Origin of the sequence: Streptomyces sp. LaBMicrA B280 (genome assembly GCF_049222185.1) — a bacterium.
GTDB lineage: Bacteria > Actinomycetota > Actinomycetes > Streptomycetales > Streptomycetaceae > Streptomyces > Streptomyces murinus.
This window is the reverse complement of sequence record NZ_JBMJCT010000058.1, coordinates 288,385-310,700: the sequence shown is the minus strand read 5'-3', so window position 1 is coordinate 310,700 and position 22,316 is coordinate 288,385. Positions and strand designations below refer to the sequence as shown.

General features: G+C 72.3%; 22 protein-coding genes and 1 riboswitch. Of the genes, 12 read left to right on the top strand and 10 right to left on the bottom strand.

Annotated features, from left to right (window positions below):
- Nucleotides 1-209: 209 nt before the first annotated feature.
- From ACLF5H_RS32920 to ACLF5H_RS32910, 3 genes are all read right to left on the bottom strand, one after another.
- Nucleotides 210-1,070 carry a bifunctional 5,10-methylenetetrahydrofolate dehydrogenase/5,10-methenyltetrahydrofolate cyclohydrolase gene (locus ACLF5H_RS32920; protein ID WP_421679665.1) on the bottom strand — a complete coding sequence of 287 codons (861 nt, stop codon included), beginning with the start codon at nucleotides 1,068-1,070 and terminating at the stop codon, nucleotides 210-212.
- Nucleotides 1,071-1,096: 26 nt separating this feature from the next.
- Nucleotides 1,097-1,176: riboswitch (ZMP/ZTP riboswitch) on the bottom strand.
- Nucleotides 1,177-1,253: 77 nt separating this feature from the next.
- Nucleotides 1,254-1,550, bottom strand: a complete 297-nt coding sequence (locus ACLF5H_RS32915; protein WP_421679664.1) for a hypothetical protein — start codon at nucleotides 1,548-1,550, stop codon at nucleotides 1,254-1,256.
- The gene (locus ACLF5H_RS32910) at nucleotides 1,538-1,903 is read right to left on the bottom strand and encodes a nuclear transport factor 2 family protein (protein WP_421679663.1); all 366 of its coding nucleotides are present in this window, start codon (nucleotides 1,901-1,903) and stop codon (nucleotides 1,538-1,540) included. Before ACLF5H_RS32910 ends, ACLF5H_RS32915 begins: the two co-directional genes overlap by 13 nt.
- 171 nt (nucleotides 1,904-2,074) lie before the next feature.
- Here ACLF5H_RS32910 and ACLF5H_RS32905 point away from each other — a divergent pair, with 171 nt between their 5' ends.
- A complete protein-coding gene (locus ACLF5H_RS32905) occupies nucleotides 2,075-2,380 on the top strand; it encodes a hypothetical protein (RefSeq protein ID WP_421679662.1) in 306 nt (101 codons plus the stop codon).
- 9 nt (nucleotides 2,381-2,389) lie between these two features.
- On the opposite strand, the gene ACLF5H_RS32900 is transcribed toward ACLF5H_RS32905, so the two are convergent.
- Complete coding sequence (locus ACLF5H_RS32900) at nucleotides 2,390-3,172, bottom strand: acyltransferase domain-containing protein (RefSeq protein WP_421679661.1); 783 nt, start codon at nucleotides 3,170-3,172, stop codon at nucleotides 2,390-2,392.
- A gap of 286 nt (nucleotides 3,173-3,458) precedes the next feature.
- Here ACLF5H_RS32900 and ACLF5H_RS32895 point away from each other — a divergent pair, with 286 nt between their 5' ends.
- From ACLF5H_RS32895 to ACLF5H_RS32865, 7 genes are all read left to right on the top strand, one after another.
- Nucleotides 3,459-4,547, top strand: coding sequence for an S-(hydroxymethyl)mycothiol dehydrogenase (locus ACLF5H_RS32895; RefSeq protein ID WP_421679660.1), 1,089 nt, complete (start codon nucleotides 3,459-3,461; stop codon nucleotides 4,545-4,547).
- Nucleotides 4,547-5,176, top strand: coding sequence for an MBL fold metallo-hydrolase (locus tag ACLF5H_RS32890; RefSeq protein WP_421679659.1), 630 nt, complete (start codon nucleotides 4,547-4,549; stop codon nucleotides 5,174-5,176). The genes ACLF5H_RS32895 and ACLF5H_RS32890 overlap by 1 nt, the downstream gene beginning before the upstream one ends.
- A gap of 28 nt (nucleotides 5,177-5,204) precedes the next feature.
- Entirely contained in the window at nucleotides 5,205-5,573 is a 369-nt protein-coding gene (locus ACLF5H_RS32885) for a DUF4180 domain-containing protein (RefSeq protein WP_421679658.1), read from the top strand.
- A 105-nt stretch (nucleotides 5,574-5,678) separates the two neighbouring features.
- On the top strand, nucleotides 5,679-6,635 hold the full coding sequence (locus ACLF5H_RS32880; RefSeq protein WP_421679657.1) for an SDR family oxidoreductase: 957 nt from the start codon (nucleotides 5,679-5,681) through the stop codon (nucleotides 6,633-6,635).
- A 67-nt stretch (nucleotides 6,636-6,702) separates the two neighbouring features.
- Entirely contained in the window at nucleotides 6,703-7,488 is a 786-nt protein-coding gene (locus ACLF5H_RS32875) for an SDR family NAD(P)-dependent oxidoreductase (protein WP_421679656.1), read from the top strand.
- 183 nt (nucleotides 7,489-7,671) lie between these two features.
- Nucleotides 7,672-8,370 carry a L,D-transpeptidase family protein gene (locus ACLF5H_RS32870; RefSeq protein ID WP_421679655.1) on the top strand — a complete coding sequence of 233 codons (699 nt, stop codon included), beginning with the start codon at nucleotides 7,672-7,674 and terminating at the stop codon, nucleotides 8,368-8,370.
- A gap of 205 nt (nucleotides 8,371-8,575) precedes the next feature.
- The gene (locus tag ACLF5H_RS32865) at nucleotides 8,576-8,761 is read left to right on the top strand and encodes a hypothetical protein (protein WP_085568129.1); all 186 of its coding nucleotides are present in this window, start codon (nucleotides 8,576-8,578) and stop codon (nucleotides 8,759-8,761) included.
- Between the two features lie 55 nt (nucleotides 8,762-8,816).
- Here ACLF5H_RS32865 and ACLF5H_RS32860 read toward each other — a convergent pair whose 3' ends face one another.
- The gene (locus ACLF5H_RS32860) at nucleotides 8,817-9,647 is read right to left on the bottom strand and encodes an SAM-dependent methyltransferase (RefSeq protein WP_421679654.1); all 831 of its coding nucleotides are present in this window, start codon (nucleotides 9,645-9,647) and stop codon (nucleotides 8,817-8,819) included.
- 342 nt (nucleotides 9,648-9,989) lie between these two features.
- On the opposite strand from ACLF5H_RS32860, the gene ACLF5H_RS32855 reads away from it, so the two are divergent.
- Nucleotides 9,990-11,168, top strand: a complete 1,179-nt coding sequence (locus ACLF5H_RS32855) for a MalY/PatB family protein (protein WP_421679653.1) — start codon at nucleotides 9,990-9,992, stop codon at nucleotides 11,166-11,168.
- Between the two features lie 22 nt (nucleotides 11,169-11,190).
- The gene (locus tag ACLF5H_RS32850) at nucleotides 11,191-11,580 is read left to right on the top strand and encodes a PPOX class F420-dependent oxidoreductase (protein ID WP_421679652.1); all 390 of its coding nucleotides are present in this window, start codon (nucleotides 11,191-11,193) and stop codon (nucleotides 11,578-11,580) included.
- A gap of 31 nt (nucleotides 11,581-11,611) precedes the next feature.
- Here the strand turns inward: ACLF5H_RS32850 and ACLF5H_RS32845 are convergent, their stop codons facing one another.
- The 3 genes from ACLF5H_RS32845 to ACLF5H_RS32835 form a co-directional block, all read right to left on the bottom strand.
- A complete protein-coding gene (locus ACLF5H_RS32845; protein WP_421679651.1) occupies nucleotides 11,612-14,431 on the bottom strand; it encodes an alpha/beta hydrolase family protein in 2,820 nt (939 codons plus the stop codon).
- A gap of 172 nt (nucleotides 14,432-14,603) precedes the next feature.
- Nucleotides 14,604-15,020 carry a Zn-ribbon domain-containing OB-fold protein gene (locus tag ACLF5H_RS32840; RefSeq protein WP_421679650.1) on the bottom strand — a complete coding sequence of 139 codons (417 nt, stop codon included), beginning with the start codon at nucleotides 15,018-15,020 and terminating at the stop codon, nucleotides 14,604-14,606.
- A gap of 177 nt (nucleotides 15,021-15,197) precedes the next feature.
- A complete protein-coding gene (locus ACLF5H_RS32835) occupies nucleotides 15,198-15,959 on the bottom strand; it encodes a TetR family transcriptional regulator (protein ID WP_421679649.1) in 762 nt (253 codons plus the stop codon).
- 196 nt (nucleotides 15,960-16,155) lie between these two features.
- On the opposite strand from ACLF5H_RS32835, the gene ACLF5H_RS32830 reads away from it, so the two are divergent.
- Nucleotides 16,156-17,274 carry a substrate-binding domain-containing protein gene (locus ACLF5H_RS32830; protein ID WP_421679648.1) on the top strand — a complete coding sequence of 373 codons (1,119 nt, stop codon included), beginning with the start codon at nucleotides 16,156-16,158 and terminating at the stop codon, nucleotides 17,272-17,274.
- A gap of 70 nt (nucleotides 17,275-17,344) precedes the next feature.
- Here ACLF5H_RS32830 and ACLF5H_RS32825 read toward each other — a convergent pair whose 3' ends face one another.
- Nucleotides 17,345-18,502 carry a CaiB/BaiF CoA transferase family protein gene (locus ACLF5H_RS32825; RefSeq protein ID WP_421679647.1) on the bottom strand — a complete coding sequence of 386 codons (1,158 nt, stop codon included), beginning with the start codon at nucleotides 18,500-18,502 and terminating at the stop codon, nucleotides 17,345-17,347.
- 364 nt (nucleotides 18,503-18,866) lie between these two features.
- On the opposite strand from ACLF5H_RS32825, the gene ACLF5H_RS32820 reads away from it, so the two are divergent.
- Nucleotides 18,867-19,733 (top strand): hypothetical protein, encoded by an 867-nt coding sequence (locus ACLF5H_RS32820; RefSeq protein WP_421679646.1) that lies wholly within the window; start codon nucleotides 18,867-18,869, stop codon nucleotides 19,731-19,733.
- Here the strand turns inward: ACLF5H_RS32820 and ACLF5H_RS32815 are convergent.
- Nucleotides 19,720-22,143, bottom strand: a complete 2,424-nt coding sequence (locus tag ACLF5H_RS32815) for a polysaccharide lyase 8 family protein (RefSeq protein WP_421679645.1) — start codon at nucleotides 22,141-22,143, stop codon at nucleotides 19,720-19,722. The two genes, ACLF5H_RS32820 and ACLF5H_RS32815, sit on opposite strands and share 14 nt — an antisense overlap.
- Between the last annotated feature and the right edge of the window lie 173 nt (nucleotides 22,144-22,316).

The following is a 22,316-nucleotide window of genomic DNA, read 5'->3' as shown; positions in this document are numbered from 1 at the left end:
GCGGGGGAGCGTGGAGGCGGGGGCGTGCGCACACGTCCGGGCGGACCCGGCCGACTTCCGCCGTACGCGACCGACTTCCGCCGTACGCGACCGACTTGCGTCGTGCGCTGACGACTTGCGTCGTGCGTGGTCAACTCCCGCCGTGTGCGCCCGAGTACGACCGGCACGGCGGGAGTTGACCGCTCTGCCCCGCCCCCCGTCCTCCGTCGTCAGGCCGCCTTGAGCCCTCCGGCGGCAGCCCCCGCCGCCGTCACCGTCTGCTCCAGCAGCGTGGCGATCGTCATCGGGCCGACGCCGCCCGGGACCGGGGTGATCAGGGAGGCCCGCTCGACGGCCGAGTCGAAGTCGACGTCGCCCACGTTCCCGGCGTTGTAGCCGGCGTCGATCACGACCGCGCCGGGCTTGATGTCCTGGCCCCGCAGCAGCCGGGGGCGGCCGACCGCGGCGACGACGATGTCCGCCTCGCGGACCGCCGCCGACAGATCTCGGGTACGCGAGTGGCAGTACGTCACCGTCGCGTCCCTGGCCAGCAGCAGCATGCCCACCGGCTTGCCGAGGATCGCGCTGCGGCCCACCACCACGGCCCGCTTCCCGGCCGGCTCGACGCCGTACTCGTCCAGCAGCCGCAGGATGCCGCCCGGCGTGCAGGACACGAAGCCCGGCAGGCCGAAGCTCATCGTGGCGAAGGAGGCGAAGGTGACCCCGTCGACGTCCTTCTCGGGCGCGATCGCCTCGAACGCGGCCCGCTCGTCGACGTGATCGCCCACCGGATGCTGGAGCAGGATCCCGTGCACCGCCGGATCGGCCGACAACTCCCGCAGCGTGCCCACCAGTTCGGCGGTGGACGTGCTCGCGGGCAGGGCCACGTGCCGGGAGGCGACACCGGCCTCGCGGCAGCGGTTCTGCTTCATCCGTACGTACGTCACGGACGCCGGGTCCTCGCCGACCAGCACGGTCGCGAGACAGGGCACCACACCGGTGCGCGCGGTGAGTTCGGCCGCCCGGCGCGCGGTGTCCTCGACGATGCGGCGGGCGAGGGCGGTTCCGTCCATGAGACGGGCCTGGGTCATGCGGCACACTCCTGAGCTGGATCGATGTCTTTCGCCCAGGCGCGCGGCAACCATGCGGACCGCTCCCCGGTGGTACTCCACCTCAGCGCCAGTCACGGCCCGCGCACAGCGTAACCGAGGCGCGTACGGGGCCGGGGAGCGGGCGCGATCCGGCCCGCGCCGCACGCGCACCGCCCGGAAGGCTCACCGCGTCCGGCCGCGCCGTACCCGTGGCACCCGTGGCACCCTCGGCACCCGTGGCAGCCGCGACGCACGCGGCACCGCCGCCGGGGGACGTCCGCGCACCGCCTTCAGGACCGACCGCAGCACCGCGCCCGTCACCGGCGCGCCCGCCGCGGAGACCGTCACCGGCGCGCCCGCCGCGGAGACCGGCCCGCGGCGCCGGGGCCGCGCCCGGCCCACCACCGCGCGGGCCGAGAAGGTCCAGGTCAGCCGGGAGCTGACCTGGATCCGCGCGAACCTCCTGCCTACTCGTCCCATGCCTGGATCAGAATCTGCTCGGCGATCTTCCCGTCCCGCAGGGTGATCATGGATTCGGCGAGGACGCGGGTGCCGTCCCCGTACTGGCAGGACTCGGTGAACGCGGCGTGGTCGCCCTGCACCACGCACCGGTCCAACTTGTGGATCATGTCGCGGCGGTAGACGTCGTCGAGCATCTCGGCGATCTCGCCGCGGCCGTGCAGGATCCTGGGGTGGCTCGGCTGGGTGTTGCGGTCGATGACGCGGATCTCCGCGTCGTCCGCGTACAGGGACAGCAGGGTGTTCCCGGTGTTCCCCTCGATGCCCCGGCGCAGTGCCTCGGTGTCGAAGGCGGAGCCTGTCGCGGTGCCCATGGTGACCTCCTTCAAGGGCTCGCGGTCCGGCGCGCGGCGGACCGTACGGACCCGTCTTCGAGCGTCCCGCGCCCCGGCGGCCTCGGCAAGCGCACGGGGCGCGCTCCGCCTCACGAGTGAGCGCGGGTCGCCGCCCGTGTCCGGCCGGGGGCCGCCGCCGTTGCTGAGGGCATGATCTCAACACGCCGTATCGTCGCCGTCCTCGGACTCGCCGCCGGGGTCACGGGCCTGGCCGCACCCCTCGCGAGCGCGGCCGACGCGAGCGCCTCGCACACCGGGCGGATCAACCCGATGACCGTGCTCGACTCGCTCACCGCCGGCGACATCCCCGCCGAGCAGCGGGCCCAGCTGCCCACGGCCTCCCAGCAGCTGAAGGCCCTGAACCAGGTCAGCCAGCTGAACCAGCTCAGCGAACTCCACCAGGTCACCGACATCGTGGCGCCGGTGACCGGCCTGCTCCCGGCCGTGGGGGCCTGAGCCGACGCGTCACGCCGGGGCTCCGCGCAGCCGTGTGCCGCCGCCCGTGTCCAGCTCCGCCCAGTCCCGGGCCACGGCGTACGCCGAGCCGGGGGCCGGGGCGGCGCCGGGCGGCAGGTCCTCGGCCAGCGCGCGGGTCAGGGTGTCCGCCGGGCCCAGCTCCAGCCAGGTCCGCACCCCGTCCCGGTGCAGCAGGGCGGCCACGTCCGCGAACCGCCGGGTCCCCGGGCCCGGCAGCCAGAACCCCGGCTCGGCGGTCTCGACGCCGACCGGGCGGGCGGTGACGTCGGAGACGAGGGGGAGCCGCGGCGGGCAGGGGTGCAGCGTGGCGAGCGTACGGCCGTAGGCGGTGAGCAGCGCCTGCGGGGCCGCCTCGCCCAGAGCGCCGTCCAGCAGCCGGGCCAGGGTGCCGACCGCGTGGCAGCCGTCCGCGAGCGAGAAGACCCCGGCGGCGTACGCGGCGGCCATCCGCCCGGCCCCGTGCCCGAACAGCACATCAGGGCGGGCGCCCCAGCTCCGCAGCAGCCGGTACTGCGCCACCTGGAGCGCGAAGAGCGCCGGTCCGGCGTACGACGACCGGCCCAGCAGCGTCGCCGTCCGGGTGCCGGGCGTCGCGAACATCACGCATTTCAAGGGCAGTTCGAGATAGGGATCCAGACGCGCGCACAGCTCGTCCAGCGTCTTCGCGAACAGCGGGAAAGCCGCCGCGAGTTCACGTCCCGTTCCAGGGCGCGGCGAGGCACCGGCCGAGAACAGGAATGCGGTACGTCCCTTACGGCCATCAGCGAGCATGCCCCCATGAAGGCACGGTCGGGTAAGCACCCGGACCGGTCGGGTTCCGGCACCTCGTAAAGGAATCGCCATCATCGAACGTCGTCATTCGATCCGATTCTTGTGCAATTCATAAGCGTTCCTCAGATCAAGCGCTCCCGAGCGTTCCCGAGAGTTCCCGGGTGTCCCAGGGAGCACTCGGGTGCCCCCGGGGGAAAGATCCACGGTCACCGCCGTGGCCCGTCCCGCCGCCCAACGGACGCGCGTAGGGTCTGCACCGTAAGCATTCGATGGAAGGAACCAGAGCATGGCGCAGGAAGTACGCGGCGTGATCGCACCGGGCAAGAACGAGCCCGTACGAGTCGAGACGATCGTGGTGCCGGATCCCGGGCCGGGCGAGGCCGTCGTACGCGTCCAGGCCTGCGGTGTCTGCCACACCGATCTGCACTACAAGCAGGGCGGCATCTCCGACGACTTCCCCTTCCTCCTCGGCCATGAGGCCGCCGGTGTCGTGGAGTCGGTCGGCGACGGTGTCACCGAGGTGGCCCCCGGTGACTTCGTCATCCTCAACTGGCGTGCGGTGTGCGGCAATTGCCGGGCCTGTCTGCGCGGCCGCCCCTGGTACTGCTTCAACACCCACAACGCGAAGCAGAAGATGACCCTCGCCGCCACCGGCCAGGAACTCTCCCCGGCCCTCGGCATCGGCGCGTTCGCCGAGAAGACCCTCGTCGCCGCCGGTCAGTGCACCAAGGTCGACCCGGCCGTCTCCCCGGCCGTCGCGGGCCTCCTCGGCTGCGGTGTGATGGCCGGCATCGGCGCCGCCATCAACACCGGCCAGGTCGGGCGGGGCGACTCGGTCGCCGTCATCGGCTGCGGCGGCGTCGGCGACGCGGCCATCGCCGGGGCCGACCTCGCCGGCGCGGCGAAGATCATCGCCGTGGACATCGACGACCGCAAGCTGGAGAAGGCCCGCGCCCTCGGCGCCACCCACACCGTCAACTCCAAGCAGAACGACCCGGTCGAGGCCATCCGCGAGCTGACCGGCGGCTTCGGCGCCGACGTCGTCATCGAGGCGGTCGGCCGCCCGGAGACGTACCAGCAGGCCTTCTACGCCCGCGACCTCGCCGGAACCGTCGTCCTCGTCGGCGTCCCCACCCCCGAGATGAAGCTCGAACTGCCCCTGCTGGACGTCTTCGGCCGCGGCGGCGCCCTCAAGTCCAGCTGGTACGGCGACTGCCTGCCCTCCCGCGACTTCCCGATGCTCATCGACCTGCATCTGCAAGGCAGGCTGCCGCTCGACGCGTTCGTCACCGAGACCGTCCAACTCGACGAGGTGGAGAAGGCGTTCGAGCGGATGCACCAGGGCGACGTGCTGCGCTCGGTGGTGGTGCTCTGATGACCGCACGCATCGAACAGCTCGTCACCTCGGGGCAGTTCACCCTCGACGGCGGCACCTGGGACGTCGACAACAACGTCTGGATCGTCGGCGACGACCACGAGGCGATCGTCATCGACGCCGCCCATGACGCCGACGCCATCGCCCGCGCCGTCGGCGACCGCCGGCTCACCGCCATCATCTGCACCCACGCCCACAACGACCATATCGACGCGGCGCCCGCGCTGGCCGACCGCACCGGCGCGGTCATCTGGCTGCACCCCGACGACCTGCCGCTGTGGCGGATGACCCACCCGGACCGCGACCCCGACCGGCTCCTCGTGGACGACCAGGTCATCGAGGCGGCCGGCGCCGACCTCACCGTGCTGCACACCCCCGGGCACGCGCCCGGCGCGGTCTGCCTCTACGACCCCGCACTGGGCGCCGTCTTCACCGGCGACACCCTCTTCCAGGGCGGCCCCGGCGCCACCGGCCGCTCCTTCTCGCACTTCCCGACGATCATCGACTCCATCCGCGACAAACTGCTCACCCTCCCGCCCGAGACCAAGGTCCTCACCGGCCACGGCGACTCAACCACCATCGGCGCCGAGGCCCCTCACCTGGAGGAATGGATTAACCGCGGGCACTGAACCGCATCGTGCGCATAGGGTCGCGATCATGACCACGAACACGCTCGTGACCCTGCACGACACCCGCGTCCTGCGCTGCGCCCCCGACGGCCCGACCCTCGACGGCGAGCGCGCGGCACTGGACCTCATAGGCGACGCCTTCGGGCAGGACGCCCAACTGGTCGAGGTGCCCGTGGCACGGATCGCGCAGGAGTTCTTCCGGCTGCGGTCCGGTGTCGCGGGCGCCGTCGTCCAGAAGTTCGTGAACTACCGGGTGCGGCTCGCCGTCGTCGGCGACATCTCGGCCCACATCGAGGCGAGCGACGCCCTGCGCGACTTCGTGCACGAGTCCAACCAGGGCGACCAGCTGTGGTTCCTGCCGGACACCGACGCCGTCGCCGAGCGGCTCGCCCGCTGACCCACCGCCCGCTGACCCACCGCCCGGTAAAACCCGACAGGAGATGTCCGGCTTCTCCGTGACGCTGAGGGATGACCCCACACCCCCAGCGCACGGAGGCCGGACATGGCAGCAGCACCGCTCGACGCGGACCACGGAGATCCGCAGCACCTCGAGGACCTCGCGGGCAGGGTCGCCCTGGTCGCGGGCGCGACCCGGGGCGCCGGGCGGGGCATCGCCGTGGAGCTCGGCGCGGCCGGCGCCACCGTCTACGTCACCGGCCGCAGCACCCGCGCCCGGCGCTCCGAGTACGACCGCCCCGAGACCATCGAGGACACCGCCGACCTGGTCACCGCCGCCGGCGGCCACGGCATCGGCGTACCCGTCGACCACCTGCGCCCGGCCGCCGTCCGCGACCTGGTGGAGCGCATCGCGACCGAACAGGGCCGCCTGGACATCCTCGTCAACGACATCTGGGGCGGCGAGAAACTCTTCGAGTGGGACACCCCGGTGTGGGAGCACGACCTCGACAACGGGCTCAGACTCCTGCGCCTCGCGATCGACACACACGCCGTCACCAGCCACTTCGCGCTGCCCCTGCTGCTGCGCCGACCCGGTGGCCTGGTCGTGGAGATGACCGACGGCACCGCCGACCACAACCGCGACACCTATCGCGTGAACCTCTTCTACAACCTCGCGAAGGCCGCCGTCCTGCGCATGGCCTTCGCCCTCGGCCATGAACTCGGCCCGCGCGGCGCCACCGCCGTCGCCCTCACCCCCGGCTGGATGCGCTCCGAACTGATGCTGGACCTGTTCGGCGTCCGCGAGGACAACTGGCGCGACGCCCTCGCGCGCGAACCGCACTTCGCCATCTCCGAGACCCCGCGCTTCACCGGCCGGGCCGTCGCCGCCCTGGCCGCCGACCCCGCCGTCGCCCGCTTCAACGGGCGGTCCCTCTCCAGCGGCGGCCTCGCCCGGGAGTACGGCTTCACCGACCTCGACGGCAGCCGCCCCGACGCCTGGCGCTATCTGAAGGAGGTCCAGGACGCGGGCCGGCCGGCCGACACAACGGGATACCGGTGAGGGGGAGTTGGGCGAAGCACCGGCACGGGACGGTGAAAGAGCGCGGGTACGGCCGTACCGTCGCCCCATGAGCGATCACACCCGTTTCGCGGGACACGGAGTACTCGTCACCGGAGCGGCCCGCGGCATCGGTGCCGCCGTCGCCCGGCGGCTCGCCGAGGAGGGCGCCCGGGTCCTGGTCACCGACCGGGACCCGGCCGAGGCCGAGCGGACCGCCGCCGAGCTGCGCCGACAGGGCCTGACCGGCGAGGCGTTCGGCTGCGACGTGGCCGAACGCACCGCCGTGGAAGCGGCCGTGGCCCACGCCGTCGACGCCTTCGGCTCCCTGGACGTCCTGGTCAACTGCGCCGCCCACTGCACCCCGGACACCCCGCGCTTCGAGGACGGCACGGACGAGACCTGGGCCCGCGACCTCGACATCACCCTGACCGGCGTCCAGCGCTGCTGCCGCGCCGCCCTGCCCCACCTGGCCGCCTCCGGACGCGGCGCGATCGTGAGCATCGGCTCCGTCAACGGCCTCCAGGACTTCGGCAACCACGCCTACAGCGCCGCCAAGGCCGGCCTCGGCTCACTGACCCGCACCCTCGCCGGGCACGCGGCGGCCCGGGGCGTCCGGGTGAACCTCGTGGCACCGGGCACGGTGCGCACCTCGGCGTGGGCGGGGCGCGACGACGAACTCGACGCCGTCCGCGCCCTGTACCCGCTGGGCCGGATCGGCGAACCCGAGGACATCGCCGCCGCGGTCGCCTTCCTCGCCTCCCGCGACGCCGCCTGGATCACCGGCACCACCCTCGTGGTCGACGGCGGCCTCACCTCGGTGCACACCGGCTTCCACACCGCCCTGCACAACTGACCCCCCGCCCCCCTCGCAGGCGGCTCCGGGGTGAGGAAGCTCACCGTTTCGTCACAACGTGACGAGAAAGGCAACCTCGATGTGCCCGATCAGGTCTACTTGTCCGAGATCGTGGGAATCGCGCATGAAGACACCCCGGGGGAGGCCCTGGGTAAAACGGCCAGAAGAAGGAGAAAAGCCCTTATGGGGGACATACGTAGACGAGGTGTTGTGGCGCTCGGACTCACGGGCCTGGTGGCGCCGCTCACACTCGCCCTCGGCGCGGCACCCGCCCAGGCCGCGAGCTCCTGCACCACATCGACGGGCCCGTACCAGAAGCAGGTGGAGAAGTTCCTCGGCCGGCCGGTCGACGGCCGCCAGTCCACCGCCGACTGCAAGGCGATCCGCGCCTTCCAGGCGAAGAACGGCATCACCCCCACCATCGGCTACGCGGGGCCCGTCACCTGGAGTGTGATGGACCTCATCAACAAGCAGAAGGCTGTGGGGAAGAACCCGAACAAGAGCGGCAAGTGCCCGGTGAACAAGGGCCGGATCGCCTGTGTGGACCTCACGCACCAGCTCAGCTGGATCCAGGACGGCAAGAAGCTCGTCTACGGCCCGGTACCGGTGCGCACCGGCCGCAAGGGCTTCGTCACCCGCACCGGCCTGACGAAGGTCTACTGGCGTGACCTCCACCACGTCTCGACGCTCTATGACGTGTCGATGCCCTACAGCCAGTTCTTCAACGGCGGTGAGGCCTTCCACTCGGTCGGCCTGAGCATGTGGAACCCGCCCGGCTCGCACGGCTGCGTCAACATGACCCCGAAGGACGCCAAGAAGTACTGGTCGCTGCTGCGGACGGGCGACGACGTCTTCGTGTACGGCCACAAGCCCGGCACCTGAGCGACCGATCACCCGATCGTCCCGGTCACTTCGATCGAGTGCTGTGCCGTGACTCACCCTCGTCCGGCGGTCCCGGAGCGGCCGTCGGGTGAGGGTCGGGTGTGAACTCCCGTGCGCCGCTTGACACATTGACGTGATGAGTAACACGGTCCGAAATGTCCGCATCGAGGGAGCTTGCTCACAGCGCCTTCACCTCGACCGGCATATGCTTCACAGCATGTCCACCACTCTTGAAGCCGCCTCCGAGCGATCGGCCGCGGAGGTCAACGAGGAGATCCGGGCCCTGTGGCGCCGATCGGGCGGGACGCTGACCACCGAGCAGCGCAAGCAGTACCAGCGCCTCGTGATGGAGTGGGCCGCCGCGGCCCCACGGCCGTACCGGGCCGTCTGACCTCGCGACGCGAACCCGCGACCCCGATCGGGGGCCGCGGGTCCCCAGCTCCTCCTCAGTCCTTGCGGGCCACCCCGCCGAACATGGCGACCTCCTCCGGCTCGGCCCCGTTGTCGTGCTCCGGGCGCCAGCGCGAGCAGGAGACCACACCCGGCTCCAGCAGCTGAAGACCGTCGAAGAACCGCGCGACGTCCGCCGGCGTCCGCTGGGTCAGCTTCGGCGTGCCGTGCTCGTTCCAGAACTTCACCGCCTCGTCCACGTCCGGCATCGAGGGATGCGTGACCGTGTGCGACAGCACCAGATGGCTGCCCGCAGGAAGCCGGTCCATCAGCGTCCGCACGAGCCCGTACGCCTCGTCGTCCTCGCCGATGAAGATGACCACACCGAGCAGTATCAGCGCGACCGGCTCACTGAAGTCCAGCGTCTTCGAAGCGTGTTCGAGGATCGCGTCCACATTGCGCAGATCCTCGTCCAGATAGTCGGTACGACCCTCCGGCGTACTCGTCAGCAGGGCCCGCGCGTGCGCCAGCACCAGCGGGTCGTTGTCGACGTACACGATCCGCGACTCGGGCGCGATGCGCTGGGCGACCTCGTGCGTGTTGTCGGCGGTGGGCAGCCCCGTGCCGACGTCCAGGAACTGGCGGATGCCCGCCTCCTCGACCAGATGCCGCACGGCCCGGCCCAGGAACAGTCGGTCCGCGCGCGCGTACTCCCCGATGCCCGGGTGCAGTTGGCGGATCTGGTCACCGGCCGCCCGGTCGACCTCGTAATTGTCCTTGCCGCCGAGCCAGTAGTTCCAGATCCGCGCCGTGTGCGGCTGGCTGGTGTTGATACGGGCGCGCAGCGACACCGCCACGTCGTTGGTGGCTGCGGGGTTGTCGGTCACGTGCGTCAGCTCCTGGGGTGCCTGGAGAAGTGGTTCAACCTTCAAGGCGCAATCTAATCCCCCGAGTTGCCCCGCGCCGCCGGTCCGCCCGATTCCGGTACCGCACCCGCGGGCACCCCGGCGCCGATGCACGGGCGCGGGGCCCGGATCAGGAACGCGCCGCCGCCTTTGGACAACGGGGGAGTGCGGCCGGACGCTCCCGGCAGGCGGTGGCGTCGGCGCGTGCTTCGCCCGCGGGATGCTCCGCCCGGTACTCCTCCGGCCCCCCGACGGCGCACCACCGCCACGCCCGCCTCGTCCGCCCCGTTCCGGCGCACCGCACAGCGACCTATCTTGTGCCTCATGACCAGCTTCCCGCACGACACCGCCGGCGAACCGGATCCGCTGCGCGCCCTCGACCTGGAGCGGCTGCGCCGTCGTACGAGCATGAAGTGGCGCACCTACCCCGAGGACGTCCTCCCGCTGTGGGTGGCCGAGATGGACGTACCCCTCGCCCCGCCCGTCGTCAGCGCCGTCACCGACGCCCTCGCCCTGGGCGACACCGGGTACCCGGCCGGCACCGCCTATGCCGAGGCCCTCGCCGACTTCGCGGCCCGCCGCTGGCACTGGGACGGAATCGCGACGGACCGCACGGCGATCGTTCCCGACGTCATGCTCGGAGTGGTCGAAATGATCAAACTGGTGACCGATGCGGGCGATCCGGTGATCGTCAACCCGCCGGTGTACCCGCCGTTCTTCCTGTTCATCACCCATATGGACCGCCGCGTGCTGGAAGCCCCGCTCGGCGCTGATCTGCGCCTCGACCTGGCGGCCCTGGAAGACGCCTTCCGGGAGGCCACGGCGGGCGGCGGGCGCGCCGCCTACCTGCTGTGCAGCCCGCACAACCCCACCGGCACGGTACACACCGCCGCCGAGCTGACGGCCGTCGCGGAACTGGCCGAACGCCATGGCGTGCGGGTCGTCGCGGACGAGATCCACGCCCCGCTCACCGCCCCCGGCACCCCCTTCGTGCCGTATCTGAGCCTGCCCGCCGCCGCCCGGGGCCTCTCGCTCATGTCGGCCTCCAAGGGCTGGAACCTGCCGGGCCTCAAGGCCGCCCTCGCCCTGGCCGGTCCCGGGGCCGCCGCCGATCTCGCCCGGATGCCCGAGGAGGTCGGCCACGGCGCCGGCCACGTCGCGATCATCGCGCACACCGCCGCGCTGCGCGCGGCCACCGGCTGGCTCGACGCGCTGCGCACCGGGATCCGGGACAACCGGCTCCTGCTGGCCGACCTGCTCGCCGAGCACCTGCCCGCGGTCCGGGTCCACCCCGGGGAGGCGACCTACCTCGCCTGGCTCGACTGCCGCGCCCTCGGCCTCGGTGACGACCCCGCCCAGGTCTTCCTGGACCGCGGCCGGGTCGCCCTCTCCGCCGGTCTCCCCTTCGGCACCGGCGGCGCCGGCCACGCCCGCCTCAACCTCGCGACCTCACCGGAGATCCTCACCGAGGCCGTACACCGCATGGCCGCCGCTCTGAAGTGAGCGAACGCCTAGACTCGCCGTCATGGACGACGACTCGCGCCAGGCCCGGCTCGGCGCCGGAAAGTACCTGCTGGTCACCAGCTTCCGCAGGAACGGCACCCCCGTGGCCACCCCGGTCTGGGTGGTCCGGGACGGCGCGAGCCTCGGCGTCTGGACGGCCGCCGACAGCTTCAAGGTCAAACGCATCCGCCACCGCGCCGACATCCTCGCCGGCCCCTGCGACCTGCGCGGCAACCCCACCGGCGACCAACTCCCCGCCACCGCCGAGATCACCGACCCGGCCACCACCGCCCGCTACCGCGCCCTGATCGCCCGCAAGTACGGCATCCTCGGCCGACTCACCCTCCTGGGCAGTCGGCTGCGGCGCGGCACGGACGGCACCGTCGGCATCCGGGTGACCCTCGACGACTGACCGCCGCGAGCCACCCGGAACCAGCGCCGGATCAGGACGCGTTGAGCACCGAACCCGCCAACACCAGTCCGTTCTTACGGGGTTCGCCCCTCATGTCGTCGACCTGCTGGAACCGGACCGACTCCACCGGCTCCGCGACCTTGTCCTTGACCGTGGGCAGCGTGATGTCCGCACTCGTTTGGTGCGCGGGGATGTCGACCCAGAGGTAGAGACCGCTGACCTTGGACAACGGGCGCTCCGGGTCCGGGGATTCACCGGAGGCATCGCGCAGCCACGCGGCGGGGACGTCCTTGGTGGACAGCTCCGCACCCGCGGTCGGCGCGGTGGCGGCGAACATGGCGCTCATGTCCACGTCGACCGGCTCCGACAGCGAGATTCGCCAGGTGAGGGACTGGCCCTCCGTGACCCGGTCCGCGAGCGGGGTGACGGTCATGGTGGGCGCGGGATCGTCGTCGCGCACGGTGACACCGCCCCCGTAGGACCCGACGACAGCGCCGTGCACCGCCTTGACCAGCACGTCGTACGTCACGTCCGAACCGTAGCGGGTGTTGCCCACGACCTTGACCGGCACATCGATGTCCCGGCCGCCCGGGTGCACCGTGACCAGCCGGCCCGTGGCATGGCCGGTGACCAGGTCGAGGACGTAGACCCGGACCTGGCCGCTGCCGTGACCCGACACCCGGGCCGGGACACGGTAGGTGCGGGTGCCCGAGTCGCCCTCGGCCACCGTCAGCCGGCCGAGGTCCACGCGCGGCAGCGCCGCCGCCCGCACCGCGGGCGTGCCCGGACGCCAGCCCCACGCGTCGACGATCCAGGCCCGTCCGGAGCCCGAACGCGCCGTCAGTTCCATGGACTTGACCGACCGCAGATCGACATGCGCACGACCGGCGGCCGCCAGCGGGACGCGGAACTCGCGGGCCCAGTAGGAGGCGGTCCGCTCACTGCCGGGCAGCCCGTCGGCATGGATCCGGCCCAGCGCCGCACGGTGCCCGCCGGTGTCGGTGAGCGTCACATCGAACTGCGCGCCACGGGAGTTGGGCGGCACGAACAGCCGCAGCGCCAGATCCTTGGCACCGGACAGGGACAGCGGTCGCTGCGAAGTCACCCGGGTCCGGGCACCGGTGTGCGTCCAGCGCAGCGCGATCGCGTGCCGCCCGGCCTCCTGGTCGGCCCCCCACTGCGCGAAGTGCGGCGAGGAGCCGCTCGCGTCGTCGCCGAGGCAGCGCTTGGCCGGGCTGGTGTCCGCGACGGAGCACAGCCTGCCACCGCTCACCGAGACCCCGCCGTCCGGCAGGAACCCGCCGCCGCGGCCCGCCCCCACCGCATGGCTGAGGACCCGCGCCGGATCCGCCGACGGCGCCCGCTTCCCGGAGCCGTCCAGCAGCGGCCGCACCCGGTCGTCGCCGGCCACGAACAGCCGCGCGGCCGCCGCGATGTACACCGAACCCGCGCGGTGCTGCCGGTCGGCGGAGAGCCGGGTCGCGGCGTGCTTGCCGCACACCGGGTCCGGCCGGTCCGGGTCGTCGTAGAAGTCGTCCTCGGCGGGCGCCGCCGAAGTGCCCGGCGTCCACTCGGAGTTGAAGAAGTTGTGGTCGGCGCCGACGACGTACACGGCACTGTGCAGCGCGCTGCCCGCGGCGACCGCACGCGTCCCGTCGACGTACATCTCGCCTTCCAGATCGGAGACATCGCCGTCGCAGCCCGGCAGGACCGACACCGACGGCACATCGGGCACCGGGTTCTGACCGAAGGCGGTGGGGCCGATCAGCACCGTGCCGCGCACGGTCCAGCGCACCGCGCCGTGATAGCCGTCCTGGTCGGCGGGCGGCGGGTAGAGGCTGTCCAGGGCCGCCCGGTTGACGCCCTCGCCGCCCCGGGAGTGCCCGACGAGCAGCACCCGGCTGAGGTCGGCACGGGGCGCGGAACGGACGATCGCGGGCGCGGACCCGGGGTTCTTTGTCCAGTCGGCCCAGTGGCCGAGGTGCAGCCGGACCAGGGAGGAGCGGGCCTGGGCGCCGCCGTCCTCCGTGTCGTTGTCCTGCCCGTTGATGCCGTTGGCCGCGATCGACACCGTCAAGTAGCCCTGTGATGCCAGGAGTTGCTGGTCACGCAGATAGCCGCGGTAGCTCGGCACCGACCGGTAGCCGGACGCGCAGGGCCAGTCGATGCTGATCTCCTCGCCCCGGTAGCAGGTGTAGTGCCGACCGTGCAGGAACAGCGCGAGCGGCCGCTTGCCGGGGGCGCCGACGGGGGCGACGACCACCGCGCGCATCTCCACCGGCTTCGCGAAGCCCGGCAGCCGTACCGACTCCAGGGTGTACTCACCGGACTTGGTGCGATAGGCGCCCGGCTTGCCCGGGTCGACGCCGTTCGCGGGGAGCTGGGGCGGAAGAGCCGGACCGGTGGGTGAGACGGGGGCCACGGGTGAGGCGGGTGACCCGCCGCTCGCATGGCCGTCCAGCCTCCGGCCGCCGGACCAGACCTGGAGCCCGTCCGTCCTGCCGAGTCCGGCGAGCCCCTGCGGGCCGCTCACCTGCCTCCCGTCGAGCGGGAGGCGGAACGTGCGGCCGTCCGCGTCCGGCTTCGGCACGCCCAACAGGCGCCCGCCGGAACGGAATTCGACCCGCGCGTCCCCCATCGGCAGCGGTCGTTCGGAGCGCCACTCCAGCCGGGGCGCCGAAGTCCCGCCGGTCAGCCGCCAACCGGGCGGCAGCGCGCCCTGACCGTCCGCTGACGCCGACTTCGCTGCCGCTGACGGTAGTTGACCCTGGGCGACCGCCACCCCTGGAGACACCCCCGCCACCGCGCATAACGCGGCGGCGGTGACCCATATGCGCCGGGCACGGACCACTGTTCCTCCTCGACCCCCGACCTCGGGCGCCCCGGCCGTCCCGGGACCCCTCGCTCCCGGAGGACGGAACGCGGAGCCTGTGGGTTGCCTGTGGAGGAGAAGTACTGGATCACATGTACGGGGATCAGGCGTACGAGAGTGAGGTGTGCGGGGGCCCGGGGGCCCGGATGGGTCAGGTCCAGGCCCGGTACGGCTCGTCCATCAGCTGGAAGACCGGCTCACCGCGCACCGGGTCCTTGGTGGTCGACAGCCGCACCCGGTCACCGCTGTGAACGCCGACCGGCGGGCCCATCACCCGGCCGCGTACGACGAAGCCCTCGGCCATCTCGATCAGCGAGACATTGCGCGCCGCCGGGGTGTTGCGGTGCACCACCGTGGAGTGGCGGACCGTACCGATCCCCTCGCTGCGCTCGGTGCACAGCTCACTGCCCTGGCACACCGGACACAGCAGCCGGTGGTACATCGCGGTGCCGCACCAGGTGCAGCGCTGGAAGTGGATGGCGTCCCCGGAGTCCGCGGGGGCGGGATCGAGCACACCCGTCGCGGAGCCGGCCACCAGATACGGGGCGCTCACTTCGTGGTGGTACATCCTGGTCAACTCCCTGCACTCGGCCGGAATCCCGCGTGCGCGTCCCGTGCACGCGTGCGCCGGCGGCCTGGCCACCGCGCATGACCGTCAGGGTATGGCACTCAGTGTCACTCGTAAAGGTACTCGGTACCCCTAAAATGCCGCCCAGGCCACCCGCGCGTCCGCCGGGCCGCCCGCTCAGGGACGGTGCGCCGCCGCCTCCAGCTCCTGCACCATCCGCCACAGCGGGGTGCCGCGGCGCGTGACGAGGACCAGCACGTCGTCGGGGTTCGGCGAGTCCTCGTCGTCCGGCGGCGATCCGAGCCGGCCGGGGGTCGGGCCGCCCGCCGCGGCCGCCGTCTCCTCCGGGCGCCCGAACTCCCGCTGCACATACCCCAGGGCGTGGTCCAGCGCCGCGACCGCGTCGCCCCGTCCGTCCGAACGCAGCCAGGAGCGCAGCGCGTTGTTGTGCGCGGCGACCACCGCGGCCGCGATCACATCGGCCCGCAGCGTCCCGTCCGGGCGCCCGGCGAACCGGCCGCGCAGATATCCGGCCATCGCCCGCTCGTACCGCCACACCACCGACAGCTCGGACGCCCGCAGGCCCGGCACCTTCCGGGTGAGGCGGTAGCGCTGCACGGAGAACGCCGGGTTCTCCGCGTACATGTGCAGCACCATCCGGGCCGAGTCGCACACCCGCCGCACCGGCTCGCACTCCTCGCCGCCCGCCGCGAGGAAGGCCGTCATGTCGGCCAGACAGCGCTCGTGGTCCGGGAAGACCACGTCCTCCTTGGCGGGGAAGTAACGGAAGAAGGAACGCCGGCCGACTCCGGCCAGCGCCACGATGTCGTCCACCGTGGTCTGCTCGTAGCCGTGTTCCGAGAAGAGCCGGAAGGCCGCCGCGACCAGGGCGTCCCGCATCGGCGGTTTCGCGGCCGGCGCCGCACTGCTGGAGCTCATGGACGGGAACGTAGCACCCGGACCGGCAATGTGACACTCAGTGCAGCAACAGTGGAGGACGGAGGGAACTGAGTGCTGCACGACTCGCGCATTCGAACACCGGAGCGACCGTATTGATTGGAACCGGTCGATACGGCTGTGAGCGTAGAGTGAGCCGCCCGAAATCGGACTCGGGATCACTGTCCAGGGGGAGCCCATGCGACTGCACGTCGACCAGCGCCACGAGCGGGTGCTCGAACTCGTCCGGCAGCGGGGCAGCCTCCGCGTCGCCGAACTGGCGGCCGAACTCGGCGTCTCCGCCGTCACCTTGCGCCGCGACGTCGAGACCCTCGCCACCCGCGGCAGGCTGCGCCGGATGCACGGAGCGGTCGTCTGGCCCGGCGACCACACCGACACCACCCGCCCGCAGACCCCCACCGACCGGTCCTACGACACCCCCGAAGGCGCGGTGATCGGCATGATCGTGCCGACCACCGTGTCCATCTTCACCGACATCGTGAACGGCGCACGCGAAACGGTCGGCGCCCGCGGCGGCCGGCTCGTCCTCGGCGTGTCCGGCTACGTCGACACCGAGGACTCCGTCCAGGCGGAACACCTGATCGCGGGCGGCGCACAGGGCCTGCTGGCGGCGCCCAGCTGGTTCGACGGCGTCCCCGCCGACGGGCAGGAGGAGTGGCTCACCCGCTGCGGGGTCCCCGTCGTCCTGGTCGAACGCTCCGCACCACCCGGCAACCCCGCCGCCGGCCTCGACCGGGTACGCACCGACCGCGCCCACGGCGCCGCCGTCGCCGTCGGCCACTTCGCCGCCCTCGGCCACCGCCGGATCACCGCCGTCCTCCAGGAAGGCCCGCACGCGGCACCGATCAGCGACGGCTTCCGGACCGCCGCCCGCGCCCGCGGCCTGGAGATCCACCAAGGCGCCCCGAACGTACGCGAGTACGGCGACTACGAGGCGTCCGTCGACTACCTGACCGACGCGGTCCGCGCCCACGGCGTCACCGCCGCCCTGGTGCACAGCGACGAGGACGCCATCGTGCTGGTGCCCCGCCTCCAGGCACGCGGCGTACGGGTGCCCGAGGACCTCGCGCTCATCGCCTACGACGACCAGGTCGCGCCGCTCGCCGACGTGCCCCTCACCGCCATCGCCCCGCCCAAGCGCTCGGTCGGCGAACTCGCCACCGACATCCTGCTGCGCCGGATCGCCGAACGCGCCGGCCGCCTCACCCCCGGCCCCCGCCAACACCTCGACCTGCTCCCGGAGTTGCGTGTCCGCTCCTCCTGCGGCGCACAGTCCCCGGCCGCCACCGCGCACTGACCCGCCAGGCGCCACCGGACCCCTCTGCGGACGCCACCGGATCGCCCTTCGGACGCCTCGGCCCGCCCGGTCAGGAGTCCAGCCAGGCGGTGATCTCCCCGGTGTGCTCGCCGAGTCGGGGCGGGCGGCGGTCGTAGCGGGGCGGGGTGCGGGACAGCGAGATCGGGTTGGCGACGAGGTCCAGCACCGCCCCGTCGTCCCCGTCCAGCGTGGCCCGGGGCGCGAGGCCCAGCCGGTCGGCGAGGGCGAAGGCCTGGCCGAGGTCATTGACCGGACCGCACGGGACACCGAGGGGCGTGAGGTGCTCGAACCACTCGGCGGCGGTCCGAGCGGCCAGCAACGCGCCCAGTTTTCCCGCCAGTTCGTCGACATGGGCCACCCGGTCGGCGTTGCTCACGAAGCGCGGGTCGGCGGCCAGTTCCGGGGCGCCGACGCCCCGGCAGAGCGCCGCGAACTGACGGTCGTTGCCGACGGCGATCACCAGCGGCCCGTCCTTGGCCCGGTACACCTCGTACGGGGCGATCGAGGGATGCCGGTTGCCCATGATGCCCGGCACCCGCCCGGCCAGGGTGTATCCGGCGGACTGGTTGACCAGGCTCGACAGCAGGGTTGTCAGCAGATCGACCTCGATGAGCTGCCCCTCGCCGGTCGCGTCCCGGTGCCGCAGCGCCGCCAGCACCCCGACCGCGGCGTGCAGCCCGGTGAGCACGTCCACCAGCGCCACCCCGGTCTTCACCGGCTCCCCGGGCGCGGACCCGGTGACACTCATCAGCCCGCCCACGGCCTGGATCAGCAGGTCGTACCCGGGCAGCGCGGCCCCGGGACCGGACCCGAAGCCGGTGATCGAGCAGTACACGACGCCCGGGTTCACGGCGCGCACCTCGTCGTAGCCGAGCCCGTACTTGCCCAGCGTCCCCGGCCGGAAGTTCTCGAACAACACATCGGCGCGGCACGCCAGTTCGACGGCTCGACGCCGGTCGGCCGTCTCGCGCAGATCGAGTGCGACCGACCGCTTGTTGCGGTTGACGGAGAGAAAGTAGGTCGCCTCGCCGTGCGCGTGCGGCGGCCCCCACGCACGGGTGTCGTCACCGCCCGCCGGATGCTCGACCTTGATCACATCGGCGCCCAGATCGGCGAGGAGCATCGTCGCGTACGGCGCCGCGAGCACCCGCCCGAAATCGGCGACCAGCACACCGCTCAGCGGCAGCGGCGCGTCGACCCCGCTCATGACGCCCGGCCCCCGGAGGCCTGCGGAGACCCGATGCCCCGGAGCCGCCGGACCGCGCCGGTCCGCCCCTCCTCGCCGCCCGCGACGGACCGCACAACGCCACTCCTTTCGGCACGCCACCGCACACCGGAGTGCCCCGAGCCGCGGTGGCCTGGCTGAGGCGGCCATTGTGAAGGCGCACGGCCCCGCGGCGCACTGGACGAAATGGCCTGCTCCCGGGGGTCCGGGTACGCCGATCTGTCGATGGCGCCGGGTGCGGCGCGATGGAACCCCGGGTGATCGAAAGCGCGTGAACAGTCAGGCGTAACCTTTCTGCGCCCGGCCCGCCCCACCACCGGCCCCCGCGCCGCCCAAGGAGACCCGCATGCCCGCCGCTCGCCCCCGCGTCCTCTACGTCACCGACCTGGCGTACCCGGCCCGCGGGCGCCGCTACTGCGACGAGGACATCTTCCTCACCTCCCGGCTGCGCGCCCACTTCGACCTCGCCCTGTGCCATCCGCTGGACGCTGCGGCCCTGATGGACGGCCACGACGCCGTCGTCGTCCGCAACAGCGGCCCCGTCCTCGGCTACCAGCAGGCCTACGACGCCTTCCGCGCACGGGCCCTGGAACGCGGCAGCCGCGTCTACAACCCACTCACCGGCAGGGCGGACATGGCCGGCAAGCAGTACCTCCTCGACCTGACCGCCGCCGGGTACCCGGTGATACCGACCGTCGACAGCCTGGCCGACGTGCACCGGCTGCCGCCCGCCCACCGCTACGTCGTCAAGCCCCGCCTCGGCGCGGACTCCCTCGGCCTGCGCATCGTCCCCGCCAGCCGCCTCGACATGCACGCCGGGGACGACGTCCTGATCCAGCCGCACATCGACTTCGCCTACGAGGTCTCCTTCTACTTCGTCGACGACGACTTCCAGTACGCCCTCTACGCCCCCGACCCGCGCCGCCGCTGGGAGCTGAAGCCGTACGCCACGACCGCCGCCGACCTGGAGTTCGCCCGGCGCTTCATCGACTGGAACGACCTCGGCCACGGCATCCAGCGCGTCGACGCCTGCCGCGCCCCCGACGACGGCCTCCTGCTGGTCGAGCTGGAGGACCTCAACCCCTATCTGTCACTGGAGGCGCTGCCAGAGGAAGACAGGGACGCCTTCGTCGGAGCGTTCACGGCGTCCCTGAGCCGGTTCGTGCAGGGGGCGGGCGCGGGGGCGGGGGCGGGCGTGGTCAGCGCAGTCTGACGGTGATCAGCTGGGTGACTCCGGCCGTGCCGGTGAGATCGCCGAAGGTCAGCGTGAGCGATTTGCCCGTGTCAGCCGAAGCGAGCGTGGCCGGGGCTGAGGTGACCGAGGCGACCGGACGCCGCCAGGTCAGGGTCAGACCCGTGCGCATCAGCATCGGATCGCTCACGGCGATCACCGCGGTACCGTCCCCCTTCTCGCTGATCATCACGGAGCACGGATCGCTCGCCGTGAGCGATCCGACCGTCCCGCCGAACCAGAAGTTCACCCCGGTGAAGCCGAGCGAGCGAACCGAAACGCCCTGCTGGTCGTTCGTGTTGGCCAAGACGTTCAGCCAGTGCCGGTCCGCCGACCGGGCGCGCGTCCGCGCGGCGCTCGCGCCCGGCATGAGCAGATAGGCGTACGAGGCGTTCACCGGATCGGTGCCGTGATCGACGTACATCGTCAGGTACTTCCGGCTCACCACGGTCGTCGATCCGCCCGTGTTGATCGAACTCCAGCTGCCCTCCCGCGCCTCCCGCACCGCCCGAACCGTCGCGCCCCCGGGAAAGACATAGCCGCCGTGCCCGCCGAGGTGCGCCCAGCCGGTGCCGGTGAGCGTCTGAGACCACGGGTACCGGGCCGGCTCGGCCCTGCCGTCCACCGTGAACGTCGCGCTCCCGGCCGCGCCGAGGTTGCGGTTGTCGACCGTCGTCTCCACGGCCGTACCGTCGGTGCAGGAGATGCCCGCGCCGAGGCAGACCACCGTGTCGTCCAGGAAGAACCACGATTTCTTCGCGACGAGGGTCGACTGGAGGCCCTTGAGGTACTGCCCGACCGCGGCCCGTTGGCCGTCCGTCGCGCCGCCCACCCAGTTCACGTCCGGTCTGGCCGCGCCCCAGTCGCCGCCCGCGCCGTCGGCCAGCGCCTTGCGCGAGACGGTCGTACCGGGGAGCCGGTAGGGGTCGACGGTGGGCCAGAAGGCGTCGCTGTACTGGCCGTTGGCGAACGTGTCGCCCCACCAGTACAGCATTCCGGAACCGGTGTGCCAGCCGCGCGGGTTCTCGCCGTTGCCGGACTCGTAGTACGCGATCCGCTTGTTCGCCATGCTCAGCGAGGCCGCCCAGCCGGGCCGCCGGTGCGTGGCCCGTGCCATGGCGGGGAACAGCCGGTGCCCGGTCGGCTCCGGGAGGGCCCGCACCGTCGGATCGTCCTCGACCCCCTTCAGACGGGCCAGGTTCGGCAGACTGAGCACCGGGTCCGCGAGCGGCGGACGGTACTGGTCGCGCCGCGTCCAGCCCTTCACCAGAGCACGCCAGCGCGCGTTCTCCGCCGCGCTCGCGCCCTGCCCGAGCAGCACGATGGAAGCCAGGATGGGGTGACCGCGCAGATGGTCGTCCTGCTGGACGTTCGAGGGGTCACCGGCCGACAGTCCCCGGCTGATCGCGCGGCCCGCGACCCCGTCCATGACCAGGCCGTTGTACAGGAACGGCGCCCAGGCCCTCTCGACCGAGTCGAACACGATGGTCCGGTTCTCGTCCGTCACCTCCCAGCTCGACCCGGCCAGCAGCGCGAACAGCATGCCGAGACCGCCGAGGAACACCGAACCGTACGAGCCCGTGTAGGGCACCCAGGTGTGCTGGATGAACGAACCGTCGGCGTGCAGTCCGTCCCCCGAGGAGACGTAGGGGAAGACGGGGGACAGGGCGTCCCGGGCCAGCGCCACCTTCGCCGCGTCCGCCCCCACCACCCCGCGCAACGCCAGCACCCGGCACAGGTCCACCCGGTTGGCGCCGGTGCTGGTACCGCTGTAGCTCGACACCGCCGAGTCGGGCACGAACTGGTCCACCGCGGCGAGGTAGCCCGCGAGCTGACCGGCCGACAGCGCGTCGTACATCAGCACGCACGCGTCCAGCAGCGCCTGCGGGGCGCCGATCTGCCAGCTCCACCAGTTGCCGTACCGGGCCCGGCCCGCGTGGTACACGTCGTCGTGGAGGTGGTCGAGGCCGGTGAGGACGGCGTCGCGCAGCTCCGCGTCACCGGTGAGGCCGGTGCCCGGCTGGGCGTACGCCTGCGCGAGGGTGGTCAGCCGGATGTAACTGGTGCTCATGTTGCCCGAGTAGACGTACGACTCCGGGTCCGTGTCCGGATCCGGATCGCCGTACGGGAGGTCCGGCCACAGCGCCCCGCTCGTCGGGGACATCGAGGCGAGGAGCTGCCGTGCCGTGCCGCCCAGGCCGGCCAGGCGGGAGGCGAAGGGCTCGGCGGCGGGATCGAAGCCCTCGCCGAGGATCAGGGTGCGCCACCTCGATCGAAGGGCGGCGAACTCGTCCGCCGCGGCGAAGGCGGGGGAGGAGGTGCCCAGTCCCAGGGCGGCGGCGGTGCCGGAACAGACGGCCAGGAAACCACGGCGTGACCAAGGAGTCGTCATGACGGCGCTTTCTAGCACGCGCTTACTCAAACGCTCAATAGGCGCGTTCTAGGTGATCGTTTGATCGTTTGGTCGGACGGGGTGGGTGAGTTGGGCCAGTGGGGCGATTCGACGGCGGCGCGCGGGGAACGCCGGACCACGAGACGATGAGTGCGCGAAACGAGCGGTACGCG

Bases quoted from the DNA above. Each gene is read 5' to 3' on its own strand.
- ACLF5H_RS32915 (WP_421679664.1), bottom strand. From the start codon at position 1,550: ATGGGACGAGTAGGCAGGAGGTTCGCGCGGATCCAGGTCAGCTCCCGG.
- ACLF5H_RS32835 (WP_421679649.1), bottom strand. From the start codon at position 15,959: ATGAGCTCCAGCAGTGCGGCGCCGGCCGCGAAACCGCCGATGCGGGAC.
- ACLF5H_RS32890 (WP_421679659.1), top strand. From the start codon at position 4,547: ATGACCGCACGCATCGAACAGCTCGTCACCTCGGGGCAGTTCACCCTC.
- ACLF5H_RS32910 (WP_421679663.1), bottom strand. From the start codon at position 1,903: ATGGGCACCGCGACAGGCTCCGCCTTCGACACCGAGGCACTGCGCCGG.
- ACLF5H_RS32920 (WP_421679665.1), bottom strand. From the start codon at position 1,070: ATGACCCAGGCCCGTCTCATGGACGGAACCGCCCTCGCCCGCCGCATC.
- ACLF5H_RS32825 (WP_421679647.1), bottom strand. From the start codon at position 18,502: ATGAGCGGGGTCGACGCGCCGCTGCCGCTGAGCGGTGTGCTGGTCGCC.
- ACLF5H_RS32850 (WP_421679652.1), top strand. From the start codon at position 11,191: ATGGACGACGACTCGCGCCAGGCCCGGCTCGGCGCCGGAAAGTACCTG.
- ACLF5H_RS32830 (WP_421679648.1), top strand. From the start codon at position 16,156: ATGCGACTGCACGTCGACCAGCGCCACGAGCGGGTGCTCGAACTCGTC.
- ACLF5H_RS32905 (WP_421679662.1), top strand. From the start codon at position 2,075: ATGATCTCAACACGCCGTATCGTCGCCGTCCTCGGACTCGCCGCCGGG.
- ACLF5H_RS32880 (WP_421679657.1), top strand. From the start codon at position 5,679: ATGGCAGCAGCACCGCTCGACGCGGACCACGGAGATCCGCAGCACCTC.
- ACLF5H_RS32865 (WP_085568129.1), top strand. From the start codon at position 8,576: ATGCTTCACAGCATGTCCACCACTCTTGAAGCCGCCTCCGAGCGATCG.
- ACLF5H_RS32815 (WP_421679645.1), bottom strand. From the start codon at position 22,143: ATGACGACTCCTTGGTCACGCCGTGGTTTCCTGGCCGTCTGTTCCGGC.
- ACLF5H_RS32855 (WP_421679653.1), top strand. From the start codon at position 9,990: ATGACCAGCTTCCCGCACGACACCGCCGGCGAACCGGATCCGCTGCGC.
- ACLF5H_RS32820 (WP_421679646.1), top strand. From the start codon at position 18,867: ATGCCCGCCGCTCGCCCCCGCGTCCTCTACGTCACCGACCTGGCGTAC.
- ACLF5H_RS32885 (WP_421679658.1), top strand. From the start codon at position 5,205: ATGACCACGAACACGCTCGTGACCCTGCACGACACCCGCGTCCTGCGC.
- ACLF5H_RS32870 (WP_421679655.1), top strand. From the start codon at position 7,672: ATGGGGGACATACGTAGACGAGGTGTTGTGGCGCTCGGACTCACGGGC.
- ACLF5H_RS32895 (WP_421679660.1), top strand. From the start codon at position 3,459: ATGGCGCAGGAAGTACGCGGCGTGATCGCACCGGGCAAGAACGAGCCC.
- ACLF5H_RS32840 (WP_421679650.1), bottom strand. From the start codon at position 15,020: ATGTACCACCACGAAGTGAGCGCCCCGTATCTGGTGGCCGGCTCCGCG.
- ACLF5H_RS32900 (WP_421679661.1), bottom strand. From the start codon at position 3,172: ATGCTCGCTGATGGCCGTAAGGGACGTACCGCATTCCTGTTCTCGGCC.
- ACLF5H_RS32875 (WP_421679656.1), top strand. From the start codon at position 6,703: ATGAGCGATCACACCCGTTTCGCGGGACACGGAGTACTCGTCACCGGA.